Annotated in this window: 16 protein-coding genes; 2 read left to right on the forward strand and 14 right to left on the reverse strand. The window is 71.4% G+C overall.

Annotated elements, in window-relative coordinates; genetic code table 11:
* Nucleotides 1-18: 18 nt before the first annotated feature.
* Both AB0C27_RS26215 and ftsY read right to left on the reverse strand, forming a co-directional pair.
* A complete protein-coding gene (locus AB0C27_RS26215) occupies nucleotides 19-1695 on the reverse strand; it encodes a tetratricopeptide repeat protein (protein ID WP_357848401.1) in 1677 nt (558 codons plus the stop codon).
* A 268-nt stretch (nucleotides 1696-1963) separates the two neighbouring features.
* Nucleotides 1964-3133: a signal recognition particle-docking protein FtsY gene (gene ftsY / locus AB0C27_RS26220; protein ID WP_357848403.1), complete on the reverse strand. Its 1170-nt coding sequence runs from the start codon at nucleotides 3131-3133 to the stop codon at nucleotides 1964-1966.
* A gap of 3 nt (nucleotides 3134-3136) precedes the next feature.
* Between ftsY and AB0C27_RS26225 the strand changes: the two genes are divergently transcribed.
* Complete coding sequence (locus tag AB0C27_RS26225; protein ID WP_357848405.1) at nucleotides 3137-3280, forward strand: hypothetical protein; 144 nt, start codon at nucleotides 3137-3139, stop codon at nucleotides 3278-3280.
* Here the strand turns inward: AB0C27_RS26225 and smc are convergent.
* The 4 genes from smc to AB0C27_RS26245 form a co-directional block, all read right to left on the reverse strand.
* Nucleotides 3258-6947: a chromosome segregation protein SMC gene (gene smc, locus AB0C27_RS26230; RefSeq protein ID WP_357848407.1), complete on the reverse strand. Its 3690-nt coding sequence runs from the start codon at nucleotides 6945-6947 to the stop codon at nucleotides 3258-3260. The two genes, AB0C27_RS26225 and smc, sit on opposite strands and share 23 nt — an antisense overlap.
* Nucleotides 6948-7111: 164 nt before the next feature.
* Nucleotides 7112-7306 (reverse strand): hypothetical protein, encoded by a 195-nt coding sequence (locus AB0C27_RS26235; RefSeq protein ID WP_106249247.1) that lies wholly within the window; start codon nucleotides 7304-7306, stop codon nucleotides 7112-7114.
* Nucleotides 7307-7496: 190 nt separating this feature from the next.
* Nucleotides 7497-7784: an acylphosphatase gene (locus AB0C27_RS26240; protein ID WP_357848409.1), complete on the reverse strand. Its 288-nt coding sequence runs from the start codon at nucleotides 7782-7784 to the stop codon at nucleotides 7497-7499.
* Between the two features lie 11 nt (nucleotides 7785-7795).
* Nucleotides 7796-8722, reverse strand: coding sequence for a LysR family transcriptional regulator (locus AB0C27_RS26245; protein WP_357848411.1), 927 nt, complete (start codon nucleotides 8720-8722; stop codon nucleotides 7796-7798).
* A gap of 94 nt (nucleotides 8723-8816) precedes the next feature.
* On the opposite strand from AB0C27_RS26245, the gene AB0C27_RS26250 reads away from it, so the two are divergent.
* Nucleotides 8817-9992, forward strand: coding sequence for an MFS transporter (locus AB0C27_RS26250; RefSeq protein WP_357848413.1), 1176 nt, complete (start codon nucleotides 8817-8819; stop codon nucleotides 9990-9992).
* Here the strand turns inward: AB0C27_RS26250 and mutM are convergent.
* The 8 genes from mutM to AB0C27_RS26290 form a co-directional block, all read right to left on the reverse strand.
* Nucleotides 9940-10785, reverse strand: a complete 846-nt coding sequence (gene mutM, locus AB0C27_RS26255; RefSeq protein WP_357848415.1) for a bifunctional DNA-formamidopyrimidine glycosylase/DNA-(apurinic or apyrimidinic site) lyase — start codon at nucleotides 10783-10785, stop codon at nucleotides 9940-9942. The two genes, AB0C27_RS26250 and mutM, sit on opposite strands and share 53 nt — an antisense overlap.
* Before the next feature lie 118 nt (nucleotides 10786-10903).
* The gene (rnc, locus tag AB0C27_RS26260) at nucleotides 10904-11623 is read right to left on the reverse strand and encodes a ribonuclease III (RefSeq protein WP_357848896.1); all 720 of its coding nucleotides are present in this window, start codon (nucleotides 11621-11623) and stop codon (nucleotides 10904-10906) included.
* 290 nt (nucleotides 11624-11913) lie between these two features.
* Nucleotides 11914-12093 carry a 50S ribosomal protein L32 gene (gene rpmF, locus AB0C27_RS26265; RefSeq protein WP_033409409.1) on the reverse strand — a complete coding sequence of 60 codons (180 nt, stop codon included), beginning with the start codon at nucleotides 12091-12093 and terminating at the stop codon, nucleotides 11914-11916.
* 1 nt (nucleotide 12094) lies between these two features.
* Nucleotides 12095-12646, reverse strand: a complete 552-nt coding sequence (locus tag AB0C27_RS26270; RefSeq protein WP_357848417.1) for a YceD family protein — start codon at nucleotides 12644-12646, stop codon at nucleotides 12095-12097.
* A 72-nt stretch (nucleotides 12647-12718) separates the two neighbouring features.
* Nucleotides 12719-13195 (reverse strand): pantetheine-phosphate adenylyltransferase, encoded by a 477-nt coding sequence (gene coaD, locus AB0C27_RS26275; RefSeq protein ID WP_346111340.1) that lies wholly within the window; start codon nucleotides 13193-13195, stop codon nucleotides 12719-12721.
* 14 nt (nucleotides 13196-13209) lie between these two features.
* Nucleotides 13210-13776, reverse strand: a complete 567-nt coding sequence (gene rsmD / locus AB0C27_RS26280; protein ID WP_357848419.1) for a 16S rRNA (guanine(966)-N(2))-methyltransferase RsmD — start codon at nucleotides 13774-13776, stop codon at nucleotides 13210-13212.
* Nucleotides 13777-14403: 627 nt separating this feature from the next.
* The gene (recG, locus tag AB0C27_RS26285; protein ID WP_357848421.1) at nucleotides 14404-16584 is read right to left on the reverse strand and encodes an ATP-dependent DNA helicase RecG; all 2181 of its coding nucleotides are present in this window, start codon (nucleotides 16582-16584) and stop codon (nucleotides 14404-14406) included.
* 79 nt (nucleotides 16585-16663) lie between these two features.
* Nucleotides 16664-18208 carry a DAK2 domain-containing protein gene (locus AB0C27_RS26290; protein ID WP_357848423.1) on the reverse strand — a complete coding sequence of 515 codons (1545 nt, stop codon included), beginning with the start codon at nucleotides 18206-18208 and terminating at the stop codon, nucleotides 16664-16666.
* Between the last annotated feature and the right edge of the window lie 137 nt (nucleotides 18209-18345).

Raw genomic sequence — 18345 nt, forward strand, 5'->3', positions numbered from 1 at the left:
CAGCCCTGACGCCGGGGCTCACGTCTCGTGCAGCGCCCGGGTGACGTCCGCGTCGTCGGGGGCCAGTTCGGCGGCCCTGAGCAGGTCCTGCCTGGCCTGACCGGCCTGCCCGGCCGCCCGGTGCACCAGCGACCTGTTGAACAGCAGCTCCGCCGTCTCCTCCAGCTTCAGCGCCCGCGTCAGGTCGGCCAGCGCCGCCTCGTGGTCGCCGCGCTCGAAGGCCAGCTCCGCCCGGCCCGCCCAGGCCGGCAGCAGCTCGGGATCGGCCTCAAGGGCCAGATCGAAGGCCATGCGTGACTCCGGGTAGTGGTTTTCGGCCAGCTCCACCTGCCCGAGCACACACAGCAAGTGCGGATCGCCCGGCGTGAGCGCCAGGCCGCGTTCCACGTCCCCGCGCGCCCGCGCGTAGTCGCCGGCGGCCACGTGCAGCCCGCAGCGGTTGACGTAGGCGGGGGCGAACTCCGGATCCAGCTCCAGCGTGTGGTCCAGGTCGGCGCGGGCGCCCGCCAGGTCGCCGCGGGCGTAGCGCACCTCGGAGCGGTTGTAGTAAGCCTCGGGGAAGGGCGGGCTCAGCCGTGTCACCGCCTCGTAGTCGGCCAGCGCCTCCTCCTCCCGGGCCAGCTCGTGCAGCAGGTTGCCGCGGTCGAGGTAGTAGTCGGGATAGCCGGGGTCGAGCGCGATGGCGCGGTCGTAGTCGGCCAGCGCCGCCTCCGGCCGCCCGGCCATGGCCAGCAGCTGGGCCCTGTTGCCGTACAGCACGAGCCGGTGGATCGGGTGCTCGTCCGGCAGGTCGGTCTCGGCCAGCTCGATGGCCTGGCGCACCAGCTCCATGGCGGCGCCTGGGCGGCCCCTGCGCACCTCGACCAGGGCCTTGCCGTTGAGGTCGAACCCGAGGTGGAAGGCCCGTTCGCGGGCGTCGGGCAGCAGGGAGGTGATGGTGACGGCCTCGTTGATCCAGGCCAGGGCCTGCTCGGGGTCGCGGCGGGCGTGGTCGTGGTGGCGGACGAGGATCATGGCGGTGCCGTACGCGATCGTGGCGCGGTGCCTGGGGTCGGTGCTCACCCGCCTGGCCCGGTCGTAGAGCTCGCGGGCCTCCTCCTCGCGCTCGATCGCCTCCAGGGACGCGGCCACCCGCTGCAGGAGGTGCTGCCAGCGTTCGGGATCGTCCTCGTACGCCAGCCCGCGCAGCACCGCCAGCCCCGCCTCCGCCATGGCGTGGTGGAAGCCCTCGTCGCGGTAGCGGTCGAAGTCGGCCCGCAGCGGCCCGGCACCGGGCGCCGACGGCCCCTCCTCGATGGTCAGCAGGCCGGGCTCGACCCGCCGCCGCAGCACGGTCACCAGCTCACGGTCGGTGTGGTCGGCCTCGCCGAGGTTGACGGCCGTCACGGTCAGGGGCCCGGCGCCGGCCAGGTGGTCGCGGACGAACTCGGCCAGCCCGTTGGCGATCCGCAGGCTGCGCCGGGCGCCGGGCACGAGCACCCGCTGCCCTCGTGGCAGGTCGCCGGCCAGCGAGCGCCTGCGGGCCGGTACGAGCTCGCGCAGCGCGGGCGCGGCGGCCCTGATCTCGATGTCGTGCGCGGCGACCAGATCGGGACGTCGTTCGAGGGCGGGCGGGACCAGGTGGGCCAGGAGCGCCGCGCCGAGCGTGTAGGGGCCGCCGATCCGGCGGTCCGCGTCGAGGAAGATCGTGTCCACGCCGTCCCTCTTCCGTCGTCCGGCGTGGCCGACGCCCCTGTCGGGGACGCCGGCCGGGTGGGTCAGGAGCTGTGCCGCGGCGCGGCCGAGGCGGCCGGCTTCACGGTTCCTGGCCGATGAACGACGATCTTCTTCATGGTGGGCCTTTCACCAACAATGGGACCGAACGATCTTTTGATGACCGATACATGTCAACACATCAAAAAGTGGTCGATCAACACTTATCTGGTAAGGCCGGATCCGTGACCGATTACGGGAGGGCCGTTAGTCACTCACCGAGAATGGCGTCCACGAACACCCCGGGATCGAACGGCGCCAGGTCGTCGGGCCCCTCGCCCAGACCCGCGAGCTTGACCGGCACGCCCAGCTCCCGCTGCACCGAGATCACGATGCCGCCCTTGGCGGTGCCGTCGAGCTTGGTCAGCGCGATGCCGGTGATGTTGACCACCTCGGCGAACACCTGGGCCTGGCGCATGCCGTTCTGGCCCGTGGTGGCGTCGAGGACCAGCAGCACCTCGTCGACCGTGGCCTTCTTCTCGATGACCCGCTTGACCTTGCCCAGCTCGTCCATCAGGCCGGTCTTGGTGTGCAGGCGGCCCGCGGTGTCGACGATGACCACGTCGACCTTCTCCTCCATGCCCTTGGCCACCGCGTCGAACGCCACGGAGGCGGGGTCGCCGCCCTCGGGGCCGCGCACGGTGTCGGCGCCGACCCGCTCGCCCCAGGTCTGAAGCTGGTCGGCGGCGGCGGCGCGGAAGGTGTCGGCCGCGCCGAGCACGACCTTCTTGCCGTCGCCGACCAGTGAGCGGGCCAGCTTGCCCGTGGTCGTGGTCTTGCCGGTGCCGTTGACCCCCACGACGAGGACGACCGCGGGCCGCTCGCCGTGCTTCTGGATGTGCAGGGTGCGGTCGAGGTCGGGGTCGATCTGGGCGAGCAGCTGCTCACGCAGCAGGCCGCGGACCTCCTCGGGGGTGCGGCTGCCCAGCACCTTGACCTTGGTGCGCAGCTCCTCCACGATGGCGCGGGTCGGCGCGACGCCCACGTCGGCCGTGATCAGCCGCTCCTCGATCTCGTCCCACACGTCGTCGTCGAGACGGTCGCGGGACAGCAGCTCCAGCAGCCCGCGCCCGAGCGCGCTCTGCGAGCGGGCGAGCCGCTCGCGCAGCCGCACCATCCGGCCGGCGGACGGCGGCGGAACCTCGACCTCCGGCTCGACGACGACCGGCTCGGCGGGCTTGACCGGCGGCGGAAGCGTGGTGGTCGCGCCCTCGGCCTCGTCCGCCGCCGCGGGCCGCTTCTCCTCGGGAAGCGTCGGAGCCTCGGGCGGAACGACCGGCGGAGGCGTCTTACGCCCTGGCCTGAAGAGCAGGAGGAGACCGCCGACCGCCAGCAGGGCGACGACGGCCACGATCACGATGACGCCCAGGTAACCATCCACAAGATGTCAGTTTTCCAGATCGACCGCCCGGAATGGACCAGCAGGGTCACGACCCGCCTCATGTCGGCCGACCTGTCCGGTCAGGCGGACTCGCGTTCCCTGAGCCGCCGGCTGCCCACCGGCGTCACGCCGACTCGCGTTCCCTGAGCCGCTGGCTGACCACCTGGGTCACGCCGTCGCCGCGCATCGACACGCCGTAGAGCGCGTCGGCGATCTCCATCGTGCGCTTGTTGTGGGTGATCACGATGAGCTGCGAGCTCTGCCGCAACTCCTCGAACAACATCAGCAGGCGCTGCGTGTTGGTGTCGTCGAGGGCCGCCTCGACCTCGTCCATCACGTAGAACGGCGACGGCCGCGCCTTGAAGATCGAGATCAGGAACGCCACCGCCGTCAGCGACCGCTCGCCGCCCGACAGCAGCGACAGCCGCTTGACCTTCTTGCCCGGCGGCCTGGCCTCGACCTCGATGCCCGTGGTCAGCATGTCGCCGGGCTCGGTGAGCACCAGCCTGCCGTCACCGCCGGGGAAGACCCGGCCGAAGATCTGCTCGAACTCGCGCGCCACGTCCTCGTACGCCGAGGAGAACATCTGCTCCACCCGGTCGTCGACCTCCTTGACCACGGTCATCAGGTCGCGCCGGGTCTTCTTGAGGTCTTCGAGCTGGGAGTTGAGGAACGCGTGCCGCTCCTCCAGGGCCGCGAACTCCTCCAGGGCGAGCGGATTGACCTTGCCGAGCTGGTTCATCTGCCGCTCGGCCGCCCTGGCCCGCTTCTCCTGCTCCTCGCGCACGAAGGGGACGGGCGGCTCGCCCGGCACCATGGCCTCGGGGCCGTACTCGGAGATCAGGGCCTCGCCCTCGACCCCGAACTCCTCCAGCGCCCGCTGCTCCATCTGCTCCAGCCGCAGCCGTTGCTCGGTGCGGGCCATCTCGTTGCCGTGGACCCGGTTGACCAGTTTGTCGAGCTCCTGACCCAGCTCGCGCACCCGCAGGCGCACCTGCTTGAGCTCGGCGTCCACGGCCACCCTGGCCAGGTCGGCCTCGTCGCGTTCTCTGGAGGCGAGCTGGACGGACGTCGCGAGGGCCGTGAGCACCCTCTTGGCGCCCTTGCTGACGGCCTCGGCCACCGCGGCCTGGCGCCTGCGCCTGGCGCGCTGAGCAGCCGCCTGGGCGCGTTCCTCGCGCTCGCGCCTGGCCGCCCTGAGCAGGCCGTCCGCGCGGCCCTCGATGCCCTTGACCCGCTCTTCCGCGGTGCGCACCTGGAGGCGGGTGTCCATCTCGCGCTGCCTGGCGGCCTCGCAGGCGCTCGACAGGTCGTCGCGCAGGTCGGTGGTCGGCTCGGACTCCAGCTCCTGGGCGTATTCGGCCTCGGCCAGCCGGATCTCCAGCTCGGCCAGCTCTTCCAGGCCCTCCGCGCGGGCCTCCTCCGCCTTCGTCACGCTCACGGCCAGGCGCTCGGCCTCGTCGCGGGCCGCGTTGGCCGCCGCCTCAAGCTGGGCCAGCCGCCTGGCCGCCGCCGCGTTGCGCTGGTCGGCCTCCCGCTGGCGGCCCCTGACCTGGTCGAGCAGGCCCTGGGCGGCGCTCACGCCGGCCTGGGCGGTGGTGAGCGCGGTCTGGGCCTCGCTGACGTGGGCCTGGGCGGCCTCCAGGGCGGCCTGCGCGGCCTGCTCGCCGGCGACCGCCTCGTCCAGCGCGAGCGCGCCCTGCTCGGCCCTGGTCTCGGCCTCCTCCAGGTCCCTGACGGCCTCGTCGAGCGCCGCCCGCACCTGGAGGACGGAGGTGCCGCCCTCTGAGCCGCCGGCGACCACGTGAGCGCCGACGAGATCGCCGCCCGTCGTGACAGCACGCAGCCGCGGATGACGGTCGACGACCGCGCGCGCGGTCTCCAGGTCGTCCACCACCACGACGTCGGCCAGCACGTGCTCCAGGGCCGAGCGCAGATGATCGGGCACCGTCACCAGGTCGGCCGCCCACCGGCCGCCTCCTGGAGCCGCCGCCCGCGCGGGCGCGCTCCGATCGTGCCTGTCCGCGCCCAGCGCGACGAGGAGGGTGGCCTGTCCGGCGCTCCGCGAACGCAGCAGCTCCAGGGCCTCCACGGCGGTGTCGAGCGACTTGACCGTGATCGCCTCGGCGACGGAGCCCAGGACGGCCGCCACGGCCGGCTCGGCGCCGGGTGTCACCTGCATCGAGGCGGCGAGCGGCCCGAGCACCCCGCCGAGGTCGGCCTCCAGCAGCGCCGCCCCGCCGTCGCCCTTGGCCAGCCCCATCTCCAGCGCATCGCGCCGGGCGGTCAGCGCGGCCACGGCGCGCTGCGCCTGCTGGTCGGTGGCGCGGGCGGTGCTCACGGCCGACTTGGCGGCCTGGAGCGCGGCACGCGGCGCGTCGAGTGCCGACTTCGCCTCCTCCGCCGCCGCCCTGGCCGCGTCGGCCACCGCCTTGGCCTCCTCGACGGCGGCCTGCGCGGCGGCCAGCTCTTCGGCCAGCGCGGGATCGGTGGCCGGCTCGTCGATCCGCTGGGCCTCCAGGTCTTCTCTGGCCTGCTGCTCGCGCCGGGTCGCGTCGGCCACGGCCTGCCGCAGGCGCCCGATCTCCTCCTCGGCGGCGCGGCCTCTGCTGCGTACGGAATCGACCTGGCCGCGCAGCTTGGCCAGGCCCTCGCGGCGGTCGGCGGCGGCCCTGGCGGCCAGTGCGAGCCGCCGCTCCTCCTCGCCCAGCTCCGCCTCGGCCTCGGCCCGCCGTTGCACGGCGTCGTCCAGCAGCTCCTGGGCCTGCTCCAGCTCGGCCCGCAGGATCAGCTCCCGCTCGCGCATCTCGGCGGCCTCGCGCTCCAGGTCTTCAGGGTCGCGGCCGCGGCGCTCGATGGCGGCGGCGTCGAGCGCGTGGCGGTGGCGTTCTGAGGCGAGTTGTTCCAGGCCGGTGATGCGCTCGCGCAGGGAGGCGAGCCTGAAGTAGGTCTCCTGAGCGGCGGCCAGCCGGGGCTGGGTCTCGGCCTCGGCGGCCTCAAGGGCGGCCTCGCGCTGCTGCCCCTCGGTCAGCTCGGCCTCGACCTGCTGCCGCCTGGTCGTGATCGCGGCCTCGTCGGCGGCCTCGCGCTCCAGCGTGGCGCGCAGGATGCACACGTCGTCGGCCAGCAGCCGCAGCCGGGCGTCACGCAGGTCGGCCTGGATGACGGCGGCCTTGCGGGCGATCTCCGCCTGGCGGCCCAGCGGCTTGAGCTGGCGGCGCAGCTCGGTGGCGAGGTCTTGAACGCGGGTCAGGTTGGCCTGCATCGCATCCAGCTTCCGCAGCGCCTTCTCCTTGCGCTTGCGGTGCTTGAGCACGCCGGCGGCCTCTTCGATGAATGCGCGCCGGTCTTCAGGGCCCGCGTGCAGCACGGCGTCGAGCTGGCCTTGCCCCACGATCACGTGCATCTCGCGGCCGATGCCGGAGTCGGACAGCAGCTCCTGGATGTCGAGCAGGCGGCAGGTGTCGCCGTTGATCGCGTATTCGCTCTGCCCCGACCTGAACATCAGCCGGCTGATCGTGACCTCGGTGTAGTCGATCGGCAGCGCGCCGTCGGTGTTGTCGATGGTCAGCGTCACCTCGGCGCGGCCGAGCGGCGGCCGGGACGAGGTGCCGGCGAAGATCACGTCTTCCATCTTGCCGCCGCGCAGCGACTTGGCGCTGTGTTCGCCCATGACCCAGGCCAGGGCGTCGACCACGTTGGACTTGCCCGAGCCGTTGGGGCCCACGACGCACGTGATGCCGGGCTCGAAGCGCAGGGCGGTCGCGGAGGCGAAGGACTTGAAGCCGCGCAGGGTGAGGGTCTTGAGATACAAGCGCGACCCCCTTCCCCGGAAACGGACTGCGGAAAAGCCTACTGGTCCGCGCCGCCCGGCGGCGGCAACTGCTTATGTACCGCGTTTGACCAGGGCTTTGGCATTCGGGGAAAATAACAAGGGACGCCTCTGTGAGACGTCCCTGGGTTGCGCTCCGATCACTCTCAGGTGAGTGCCGGCTCGCGCTCCTGCATACGGCTTATCGCCTCGTCGCGGGTTTGCGCCGCAAGAGCGTCATTGGTGGCCTGAAGTCGGATGAGTTCTGCCTCCAGATCCCGGATACGCTGCTGCAGGCGGCGCATTTCCGAGACCATCCGAGGGTCAGGACCGCCGACGTGGCCGAGTAGAGCCTTCGCCATGGTAAAGGGTCCTCCACGCTGAGTGACCAGACTGGTTCGCGCACTTCTATTCCGCGGGAGGGGTGCGCGTGGTACCTAACAAGAGTCGCACCGGCAGTGTGGGCGGTCAAGTCGAACCAACCGCTGAGCCCTACTGATGGGCACTCCCGACATACAACTATACCCTATTTGGGGCGTTTGACAAAAGCGGCTACCGCTCGACAAAACCGCCCAAACTACCTCGGGGTTCGCTCCATCGTTCCACTACTCCATCCACTCTTCCCGGCGTGTCGCAACTTCTCAGCAGCTCCAGCAGCTTGACGCACGCCTCGCGTGATCCCTCCGCGACCACCTCCACGCGGCCGTCGTCGGTGTTGCGGGCCCACCCCACGAGATCGAGCTCCAGCGCCCGCGCCCGCGTCCACCAGCGGAAGCCCACGCCCTGGACGCGGCCACGCACCCAGGCGGTCAGCCGGACGTCTCCCTCGTCCTGCGTCATCTCGTCCCCCTTCACGCCACCAGGACGCGGTCACCGGTCCCCTGCCCCGGGGCCCGCTCCGCAGCCAACTGCGCCGCCGCCTCGCCGAAGGCCCTGACGGCCGCGCTTTCCGCGTTCTTCACCCAGGCCAGACCGAAGATCGACGCGGGCAGCCCCGTGACGGGCACGAAACTGACGTCGGGGCGCTGGTGCTGCATGGCCGTGGGCGCGCAGAACAGCATGCCGCCCCGGCCGAGCGCCACCTGTGTCAGGCCCTCCTGGGTGGTGGTCACCCTACCGGCGCGGGGAATCGGACGTCCGGAAGGGGTCACGGAGGGTGCCACCCGCTCGTGCCACGAGCGCGGGGCCGGGCCGTCCAGCCCGATCAGCGGCACGGACGCCAGTTCCTCCGCCGCGATGCCGGCCCGCCCGGCGAGCGGATGGCGGGTGGACAGGCCGAGCGTGTAACCGACCCGGTTCAGCTCGCCGCCGCCGGCCAGGTCGGGCTCGTCCAGGGGCAGCAGCGTGAACGTGACGTCCACCTGCCCGGCCCGCAGCCGGCCGAAGGGGTCGGACAGCGGGACCTCGACCAGCTCGACCGCGCAGCCCGGGTTGCGCCGCTCGAAGGCACGCACGCTGCCCGTCACCACGTCGGTCGGCGTGGCCAGGAACCCGACCCTGAGCACGCCCGTCACCTCCCTGGCGGCCGTCCTGGCCCGGCTCACGGCGCCGGCCAGGCCGTCGTAGGCGGGGCGCAGGTCGGCCAGGAAACGTTCGCCGAGCGGGGTCAGCCGCACTCTCCTGCTCGTCCGGTCGAACAGCCTTCCGCCGATCCTGCTCTCCAGGGAGCGCATGAGCTGGCTCACCCTTCCCGGCGACAGGTAGAGGCGCTCGGCCGTACGCGCGAAGTGCAGCTCCTCGCTGAGCACGAGAAAGCACTCCAGCTCCCTGAACTCCATCCCCACACCTCCGGCGGATCGTTGAGCCTGGTTAAAGGAAGCCTTCGGCATTCGTCATTGTTCCCGCCGGCGGCCCGGCCGGAGGCTGGGCGGCATGACGACGACTGACGTTTCCGGCGCCGTACGCGCGCGCTGGCTCGCCGTGACCTCCGTCGCGATGGGCACCTTCACCATCGTGAGCAGCGAGATGCTGCCCGTCGGCCTGCTCACCTCGATCGCCTCCGACCTCGGGGTGTCCACGGGCACGGCCGGGCTGACGATGTCGCTCACCGGCCTCGTCGCCGCGGTCGCCGCTCCCGTGCTGGCGCTGGCCGCGCGCGCGATCGACCGCAGGACGATCCTGCTCGGGCTGATGGCGGTGCTGGCGGTGGCCGACCTGGCCGGCGCGCTGGCCCAGAACCACCTGGTCATGCTGGCCGCCAGGGTGCTGACCGGAGTGAGCATCGGCGGGTTCTGGGCCTTCGCGGCCGGGCTCGGGACGCGGCTGGTCCCCGAGCGGTCCGTCGGGCGCGCGACGTCGATCATCCTGTCCGGCGTGTCGGTGGCCTCGGTGCTCGGGGTGCCCGCGGCGACGTTCGTCTCGTCGTTCGCGGGGTGGCGCACCGCGTTCGCCGCCGCCGGGGTGCTGGCGCTCGGCCTTCTCGTGCTGCTGGCGGTGACGCTGCCGCCCTTGCGGCCCCCGGCCGGGTCCTCGGACGCGGCGGCGCGGGAGAAGCGCCTCTCGTGGCTCTCAGGGCCGCTGAACGTCGTGCTGCTGCTGACCGCGCTGACCGTCTCCGGCCACTTCGCCGCCTACACCTACGTCCGCCCGTTCCTCGAACAGGTCTCGCTCGCCGGCGCCGCCTTCATCGGCGCCGCGCTCCTCCTGTACGGCGCCGCCGGCGTGGCGGGCAACTTCGCCGCCGGGGCCCGCGCGGCCAGGAACCCCAGGGCCACGCTGATCGTGCTGACCGGCCTGATGACGCTGTCGATGGCGGCGCTGGCGCTGACCGCCCTGCCGCCCCTGGTGGCACTCGTGGCGTGGGGCCTCGGCTACGGCGGCGTCGGCGTCACCTTGCAACTGTGGATCATGCGGGAGGGCGGGGGCGAGCTCGGCACGGCGCTCTTCGTCGGCTCCTTCAACGTCTCCATCGCGCTCGGCTCGTTCGCCGGCGGCAGGATCGCGGACGGGCTGCCGATCTCCGCCGTCATGTGGGCCGGAGCCGGGCTCACGCTGGTCAGTGCGATCGTCGCTGGCATCTGGGGCAGGAGTAGGACGAGCGGTTCATGAACGCCTCGCGCCTGATGGCGCTGCCGCAGCGGGAGCAGGGCTGGTCGCGGCGGCCGTACACCTCCAGCGAGCGCTCGAAGTATCCGCTCTCGCCGTTGACGTTGACGTACAGGCTGTCGAACGACGTGCCGCCCTGCAGCAGCGCCGCGCCCATGACCGTGCGCACGGCGGTGAGCAGCTCGGCCACCTTGGGGCGGGTGAGCGTGTTCGCCGGGCGGGCCCAGTGAAGTTTCGCGATCCAGAGAGCCTCGTCGGCGTAGATGTTGCCGACGCCGCTGATCAGCGACTGGTCGAGCAGGGCCCGCTTGATCTCGGTCTTCTTCGTCCTGAGCCTGCGGGTGAACTCGGCCTCGTCGAACACGGCCTCGAACGGGTCGGGCGCGATGTGGGAGATCGGCTCGGGCACGTCGCCGGCCATCGGGGTGAGCATGACGTGGCCGAACGTGCGCTGGTCGACGAAGCGCAGGTCGGGGCCGCCGTCCTCGAAGCGCAGGCGTACCCGCAGATGCTTCTCCTGGGCCGTGTCGCCGTCCACCACGAGCAGCTGGCCGCTCATCCCCAGGTGGGCCATGAGCGCCTCGTCCGCGCCCGACAGCGGGAGCCACAGGTATTTGCCGCGGCGCTCGGCGGACAGGAGCACGCGGCCCTTGAGGCGGGCGGCGAACTCGTCGGCGCCGGGCACGTGACGGCGGATCGCGCGGGGGTGGAGCACCTCGGCGCCGGCGATCTCACGCCCGGTCACCCATTGCGCGAGGCCGCGCCTGACGACCTCGACCTCCGGCAGCTCAGGCACTTCCGACCTCGCCCTCTGGACGCTGGGGCAACCTAGCTCTCACCTTCTGGACAACATCCGGGAGCTCCAGAACCATCCTCCAGAGCTCCCTCCGCCCGTTGGCGGCCGTCGGTCGGGGTCAGCCGGCGGGCTGGCTTTCGCGCTGCTCGCGGCGGGCCCTGATGCGGGTCCAGGCCGCCTCGGCCGCCTGCTGCTCGGCCTCCTTCTTGCTGCGCCCGTTGCCCGAGCCGTAGGACTCGCCACCGACCCGCACCATCGCCGTGAACGACTTGGCGTGGTCGGGGCCGCTCTCCTCGACGTGGTATTCGGGCACGCCGAGTGCCTCGGAGGCGGTCAGCTCCTGCAGCGAGGTCTTCCAGTCGAGCCCGGCGCCGAGCGAGGCCGAGCGCACGATCAGCGGGTCGAACAGCACGTGGACCACCCGGAACGCCTCGTCGAGCCCCTTGTCGACGTAGATCGCGCCGATCAGGGCCTCAAGGGTGTCGGCCAGGATGGACGACTTGTCGCGCCCGCCCGTGCCCTCCTCGCCCCTGCCGAGCCGCAGGAACCGCCCCAGGCCGAGCCCTCTGGCCACGTCGGCCAGCGCGCGCATGTTGACCACCGCGGCGCGTAGTTTGGCCAGCTGCCCCTCGGGCAGGTCGGGGTGGTTGCGGTAGAGGGTGTCGGTGACCACCAGGCCCAGCACCGAGTCGCCCAGGAACTCCAGGCGCTCGTTGGTGGGCAGGCCACCGTTCTCGTACGCGTAGGAGCGGTGCGTCAGCGCCCGCTCCAGAATGTCGTGGCCGAGACCGACGGAAAGGACCCGCTCCAGCTCTTCTCTGGCGACCTCGACGGCCACCGGCTTAGGACCTGCGCCCACGTGTTTCCTCCTCGGACATCTTCACACGGCGCGTCGGCTGCGCATGATGCCCGAAAACGTGGTGGGCGTCGGGGTACCGGGCGTAGCCCCGGCGTCCACCACGGCCGCGGGCGAACCGCCGCCGCACACATCTAAGAGACGGTAACGCCGACCGAGGCACTTTGGCACCCGGTCGGCATCACGTCAACTGCTGGAGCGGAACCTCCGGCGCCGGCCACCGTCACGCCCTGTGCGGAACGGCGGCCCGGCGATCGGGCCGCGCCAGCGGATCAGGCGGACGGCTCGATGACCTGACGACGGTTGTAGGTGCCGCAGGTGGGGCACGCGATGTGCGGCTGCTTGGGCGAACGGCACTGCGGGCAGCTCACCAGGGCGACAGCAGTCGTCTTCCACTGGGAGCGACGGGCGCGGGTGTTGCTCCGCGACATCTTTCGCTTCGGGACGGCCACGTCACTTCTCCTGATCGTTATCTTTGTCGGAAATCAGACCTTGCAACGACGCCCAGCGGGCGTCGATCTTCTCGTGCCGGTGATCGTCGCCGGCCTCGGCCAGCTTGATCCCACACTCCGGGCAGAGCCCCTGGCAGTCGTCACCGCAGACGGGGCTCAGCGGCAGTGCGAGCACCACCGCGTCGCGGAACGTCGGCTCGAGGTCGAACAGCTCACCGTCGAGCAGTGAGTCATCCTCCGAGGCGTCCTCGTCGGAGTAGAAGAACAGCTCCTGCAAGCCGACCTCGATCTCCGAGGAGACGGGGTCGAGGCACCGCGCGCACTCCCCGGCGAGCGGGGAATGCGCCGTGCCCGAGACGAGCACGCCTTCCATCACTGCTTCGAGCCGGAGATCCAGCTCGACATCGGCGTCTTTGGGGACACCGATCATGTCGACGCCGAGATTCGCCGGTGCCGGGAGAGTCAGAGTCATCTGCCTCATCGTGCCCGGCCGCTTTCCCAGGTCATGAGTGGATATCACCCACGGGGAGCGGGGGTCGAGGTGCTGAGTCATCCTGCTCTCGCTAGGCATGGCGACAAGGATCGCCGTCGTACAAGGCCGAAATGAAAGGATAGCAGCTCGCGCTCAGCCCCTGAGCCGCTCGATGAGCAGGGTGTGCACCAGGTCCGGCACGAGACCGGAGACGTCGCCGCCGTATCGGGCGATCTCCTTCACCCGCGAGGACGACAGGAACGAGTATTCGGGGTTGGTGGGCATGAACAGCGTCTCCACTCCCGACAGGCGGTAGTTGAGCTGCGCCATCTGCAGCTCGTAGTCGAAGTCGCTGACCACTCTGATGCCCTTGACGATGGCGGGGATGTCGTTCTGTCTGCAGAAATCGACCAGCAGGCCATGGAATTTCCGCACTTTGACGTTGGGGTACTCCTTGGTCACGGTCTGCAGGATCTCGATGCGTTCGTCAACCGTGAACAGGCTGCTCTTCTCGACGTTGATGAGGACTGCCACGGTCACCTCGTCGTACAGCCGCGCCGAGCGGCCGATGATGTCGAGATGACCATTGGTGATGGGGTCGAACGACCCCGGGCAGACTACGCGGCGCAAGACGCCTCCCAGGTCTACGGGTTCCCGGCGGCGCGACCGTACCAAACGGATGCTTCGCCATAACGACGGACCCTCTCCTCAACGTACCCTTCAGGCCACATGAGGGGCTTTCCCCTGGTTTCCCTCTCGAACGCCACCAAAGCCTCATCTGCCAACCAATCGTTGTCGCGCAGCAGCTCCAGCACCTTCTGGACGTCGTCACCGGAGACCGCGTACGGCGGATCGGCGAAGACGATGTCGTACGGCCCGTCGGCCGGCTTCGCCAGCAGCCGCTCCACCTTGTCCGCCACCACCCGGGCGCCCGCGAGCCCCAGCGTCCCGACATTGGCCCTGATCGTCCGGACCGCCTTCGGATCCGACTCCACCAGCACCGCCTCCGCCGCGCCCCGCGACAGCGTCTCCAGCCCGACCGCGCCAGAACCGGCGTACAGGTCGAGCACACGGGCGCCACGCAGCCCGTACAGGGAATCGAGCGTCAAGAGGATCCCTTCTCGCGCCCTGTCACTGGTAGGCCTCGTGCCGCGCCCCGGCGGCACGGCCAGACGCCGCCCACCCGCCGTGCCTGCGATGATCCGCGTCATGTGACCCATTGTTCCGCATGTTCGCGCAGGTCAAGAGTGGACAAGTGTCTGCCTCGGATACGCAAGGATGATTCACATCGGCCGGACGGGCACGCATGATGAGTTCTGCGGCCTTCAAGGTGACCCACATGAAGGCCGACCGGCGTGATCGTGAGCCCTTCCGCACGCCGGTTCCCTCGGCACCTGACCCGAGGGTGGGCCCAGCCGGGGACGGCATTCGGGGGGAGGCCGTCCCCGCGGCTGGGCATCCAATCATCATCATTTTCGGCCTCGTCGGGCCTCTTTCCCTCCGTCTTCTTCTGCGGCAGTGCCGCAGTGACAGCCTCATCTTTTACGGCGGTGCCGTGGCTTTCCACCCGCCGCACTTCGGCTGAGGGCCCTCCAGGAAACGGCCTCTGAACCCTTCACCGGCTGACCGCCGTAACGCGAGCCCAACTTGACCGGCCAGGTGGCCAAAAAGCGCGACCGGCGACGTCGTCGAAAGCGTGATCGGCCGCGCGGTCAAGAAGGCGGCCCGGCACATCGTCGTCGTGCGACCCGGCACATCGGCGAAAGTGCGACCGGTCGCGTGATCGAAAGTTCGACCGATTGCCCGATTGCCCGATCGGCCCGGCGTGCGCCAGACCGTCAGGTTTTTTCCAGGTATTCCGCTCGTTCGTCTGCCAGGAGTCGGTCGATCTCCGCGCGCAGGCCCGTGTGTCGTTCGAGTTGCGGGTCGTCCACGAGCAGGGCGGCGGCCTCGTCTCTGGCGGTGGCGATCACGTCCTCGTCCCTGAGCAGTTGGAGCAGTTTCAGCGACGAGCGCTTGCCCGACTGCGCCGCGCCCAGCACGTCGCCCTCGCGTCGCTGCTCCAGGTCGACCCGCGACAGCTCGAACCCGTCGAGTGTGGCCGCCACCGCGTCCAGCCGGGCCCTGGCGGGGGTGCCCTCGGGGAAGTCGGAGACCAGGAGGCAGAGGCCAGGTAGGCCGCCCCGGCCGACTCGGCCTCTGAGCTGGTGGAGCTGGGAGACGCCGAAGCGGTCGGCGTCCATGATGATCATGACGGAGGAGTTGGGGACGTCGACCCCGACCTCGATGACCGTCGTCGCCACCAGGACATCGAGCTCGCCCCGCGTGAACGAGCGCATGACGGCGTCCTTCTCCTCCGGCGGCAGCTTGCCGTGCAGGGTGCCGACCCGCAGGTCGTGGAAGGGACCCTCGGTCAGCAGCTCGGCCACGTCGAGGACCGCGAGCGGCGGCCGGCGGTCGTCGCCGCCGTTCGACGCCGCGGCCAGGTCACCCTCGTCGCCCTCCAGGTCGCCGATGCGCGGGCAGACGATGTAGGCCTGCCTGCCGAGCCCCACCTCCTCCCTGACCCGCTGCCAAGTCCGTTCCAGGTAGTGGGGCTTCTCGGCGGCGGGAACCACGTGGGTGGTGATGGGGGCGCGGCCCGACGGCAGCTGCGACAGCGTCGAGACCTCCAGGTCGCCGAAGACCGTCATGGCGACCGTGCGCGGGATCGGCGTGGCGGTCATCACCAGGACGTGCGGCCGGCCGCCGCCCGCCTTCTCACGCAGCGCGTCGCGCTGCTCGACCCCGAACCGGTGCTGCTCGTCCACCACGACCAGCCCCAGATCAGCGAACTGCACGTGCTCCTGCAGCAGCGCGTGGGTGCCCACGACGATGCCGGCCGTGCCCGAGGCCGCGTCGAGCAGCGCCGAGCGGCGGGCGGCGGCGCCCATCGAGCCGGTCAGCAGCGTGACCGCCGTGCCCCCGAACATGCCTCCCTGCGCGAGGTCGCCGAGCATGGCGGTGATCGACCGGTGGTGCTGCTGGGCCAGCACCTCGGTGGGCGCGAGCAGCGCGGCCTGGCCGCCGGCGTCGACCACCTGGAGCATCGCCCGCAGCGCGACCACCGTCTTGCCCGCGCCGACCTCGCCCTGCAGCAGCCGGTGCATGGGGTGTTCGAGGGCCAGGTCGGCGGCGATCTCCGCGCCGACCCGTTCCTGCCCCTCGGTCAGCGCGAACGGCAGCCGCGCGTCGAAGTCGGCGAGCAGCCCGTCGGTACGCCCTGGACGCGGCTTCGCGGGCCAAGCGGTGGCGGCCTGGCGCCGCTGGAGCAGCACGGCCTGCAGCACGAACGCCTCGTCGAACTTCAGCCGCTTGCGCGCCCGCCCCACGTCGGCCATGGTCTTCGGCCGGTGCACGGCCACCAGCGCCTCCGCGAGGTCCTGGAGCCCGTGGCGGGCCCGCAGCGCGGCGGGCAGCGGATCGTCGAGGGGGCCGAGCGTGTCGAGCACGATGCCGATCGCGCGCCTGATCGCCCACGGCGTCAGGTCCTTGCCCGCCGGATAGATCGGCACCGGCGCCGACGCGAACTCCTCGGCGCTCGCCTCGCTCTCCTCGAACAGCTCGAACTCCGGGTGGGCGAGCTGCCAGCGCGGGCTCGTCCGCGACCCGAACAGCCCCACCTTGCCGGCGAACATCCCGCGCCGCCCCGGCTTGAGCCGCGACTCGGCCACGTGGGAGCCCTTGCCGAAGAACGACAGGTAGATCTTGTTGCGGTTGCCGTCGACGACCTCGACCTCCAGCCAGGTGCCGCCGCGGTTGCGCATGGGCTTGCGCATCAGCCGGCTCACCTCGCCGACCACGGTGACGTGCTCGTCCACCTCCAGCGCGTCGAGCGAGGTCAGCTCGCCGCGCTCGGCATAGCGCCGGGGGTAGTGGCGCAGCAGGTCGCCGACCGTCTCAAGGTCGAGCACGCTGTGCAGCAGCTTGGCGGTCTTCGGGTCGAGCGCCTTCGTCAGAGGCTCGTCGAAACGGCTCACGGCAATAAGTTCTACCGCCTGCGGCCGACAGGAACCCCGGCGACGCTCACTCCACCCCGATACAGGAGCGGGCAGACCCTCACTCCACGCCGATCAGCACGGGGTAGCCGCCCTGCTCTCCGTCGTACACGACCAGATCCACACCGGGCCGCGTACGTCCGAGATGCTCCTCCACCAGGCCCGCCAGGCCCTGCGGCGCCCGCTCTCCCGTGACGAGCGTGACCAGTTCGCCCCCGCCCGCGACCATCCGGTCCACCACCGTCACGGCCACGTCCGCGACCGAGTCGCCGATCACCGCCACGTCCCCGTCGATCATGCCGAGCACGTCGCCTGGACGGCACACCCCGGCGCTGGTGAACGCCTCCCTGTCCGCCACCGTCACATGTCCGTACCTCGTGTGCCCGGCCGCGTCCGTCATCGCCACCACGTCGTCGTCGAAGCGGCGCAGCGGGTCGTGCACGGCCAGCGCCGCCAGGCCCTGCACGGTCGCCTTCGTGGGCAGCACGCTGACCATCACGCCGTCCTCGCGGGCGATCTCCGCCGCCGCGGCGGCGACCGCGCGTACACCCTCGTCGTTCGGCAGCACCGCGACCTCGGCGCCCGCCTGCCTGATCGCGGCCAGCAGGGCGGGCAGCGTGGGACGGGTGCCGGGCGTGCGGCGCACCACGATCGCGCCGCACTCCTCGAACAGCGCCGCGATCCCGTCGCCCGCGGCGACCGCCACGACACCCCTGCCCGCGCCGGCGGTGTGCGTGCTCTCGGCCAGGTACGTGATCCTGATCCGGTGCGGCCGGCCCGCGCGGATGCCCGCCTCGACCGCGGGCCCGGCCTCGGCCACGTGGACGTGCACGTTCCACAGCCCTTCGCCGCCGACCACGACCAGCGAGTCGCCCATGGCGTCGAGCTCCGCCCGCAGCCCGGCCACCGCGCGGTCGTCGGCGTCCAGCAGGTACATCACCTCGTAGCCCGCCCCGACCTCGGTCATCGGCGACACGCGCAGGGTGGGGGCGGGCACCTCGTAGTGGTCGGCGTGGGAGCCGGTGATCACGGCGGCCAGCGTCTCCAGGACGATCGCCGCCCCCGCGCCGCCCGCGTCCACGACGCCGCTGCGGGCCAGCACGTCGAGCTGTCCAGGGGTACGGCGCAGCGCGGCCCGCGCCTCCCCCGCCGCCTGCCGCGCCACCTCCGGCAGGTCGCCGTCCACCCCCTGCACGGCCAGCGCCGCCGACTCCAGCACGCTCAGCACCGTGCCCTCGACCGGCCTGGCGACCGCCTCCCTGGCCAGCACGGCGGCCCTGAGCAGCCCGGCGCGCAGATCCTCGCCGTCCTTCAGCACCTCGGCGAGGCCGCGTAACGCCTGGCTGACGATCACGCCTGAGTTGCCGCGCGCCCCCACCAGGGCGCCGTACGAGAGCGTCTGCCACACGACGGCCGCGTCCACGTCCTCGGGCAGCGACTCGACGGCCTCGGCCGCGGACAGCAGGGTCAGGTGCAGATTGGTGCCGGTGTCGCCGTCTGCGACCGGGAACACGTTGAGCGCGTCGATCTCCGACCTGGCGTGGCCGAGCGCGTCGGCGGCCAGGCGGGCCCAGCGGCGCACCGCGGGCGGGTCGAGGATCTTCATGTGCGTCCTGCGACCTCCGCCCATGCGCTACCGTTGTGCGAGGAGGATATCGCCGCCCTGACCCGATCCAGATGCTCTGGTTCGCGCTCATAGTGCGCATCAGATATTCTCAACTGGCTGGCCGGTTGTCCCGGCAT

The sequence above is a fragment of the Nonomuraea sp. NPDC048882 genome, from assembly GCF_040649755.1.
Lineage (GTDB): Bacteria > Actinomycetota > Actinomycetes > Streptosporangiales > Streptosporangiaceae > Nonomuraea > Nonomuraea maheshkhaliensis.

Bases quoted from the DNA above. Each gene is read 5' to 3' on its own strand.
- AB0C27_RS26245 (WP_357848411.1), bottom strand. From the start codon at position 8,722: ATGGAGTTCAGGGAGCTGGAGTGCTTTCTCGTGCTCAGCGAGGAGCTG.
- AB0C27_RS26240 (WP_357848409.1), bottom strand. From the start codon at position 7,784: ATGACGCAGGACGAGGGAGACGTCCGGCTGACCGCCTGGGTGCGTGGC.
- AB0C27_RS26270 (WP_357848417.1), bottom strand. From the start codon at position 12,646: ATGACTCAGCACCTCGACCCCCGCTCCCCGTGGGTGATATCCACTCAT.
- AB0C27_RS26290 (WP_357848423.1), bottom strand. From the start codon at position 18,208: ATGAAGATCCTCGACCCGCCCGCGGTGCGCCGCTGGGCCCGCCTGGCC.
- AB0C27_RS26235 (WP_106249247.1), bottom strand. From the start codon at position 7,306: ATGGCGAAGGCTCTACTCGGCCACGTCGGCGGTCCTGACCCTCGGATG.
- AB0C27_RS26250 (WP_357848413.1), top strand. From the start codon at position 8,817: ATGACGACGACTGACGTTTCCGGCGCCGTACGCGCGCGCTGGCTCGCC.
- AB0C27_RS26225 (WP_357848405.1), top strand. From the start codon at position 3,137: ATGTCAGTTTTCCAGATCGACCGCCCGGAATGGACCAGCAGGGTCACG.
- rsmD (WP_357848419.1), bottom strand. From the start codon at position 13,776: ATGACGCGGATCATCGCAGGCACGGCGGGTGGGCGGCGTCTGGCCGTG.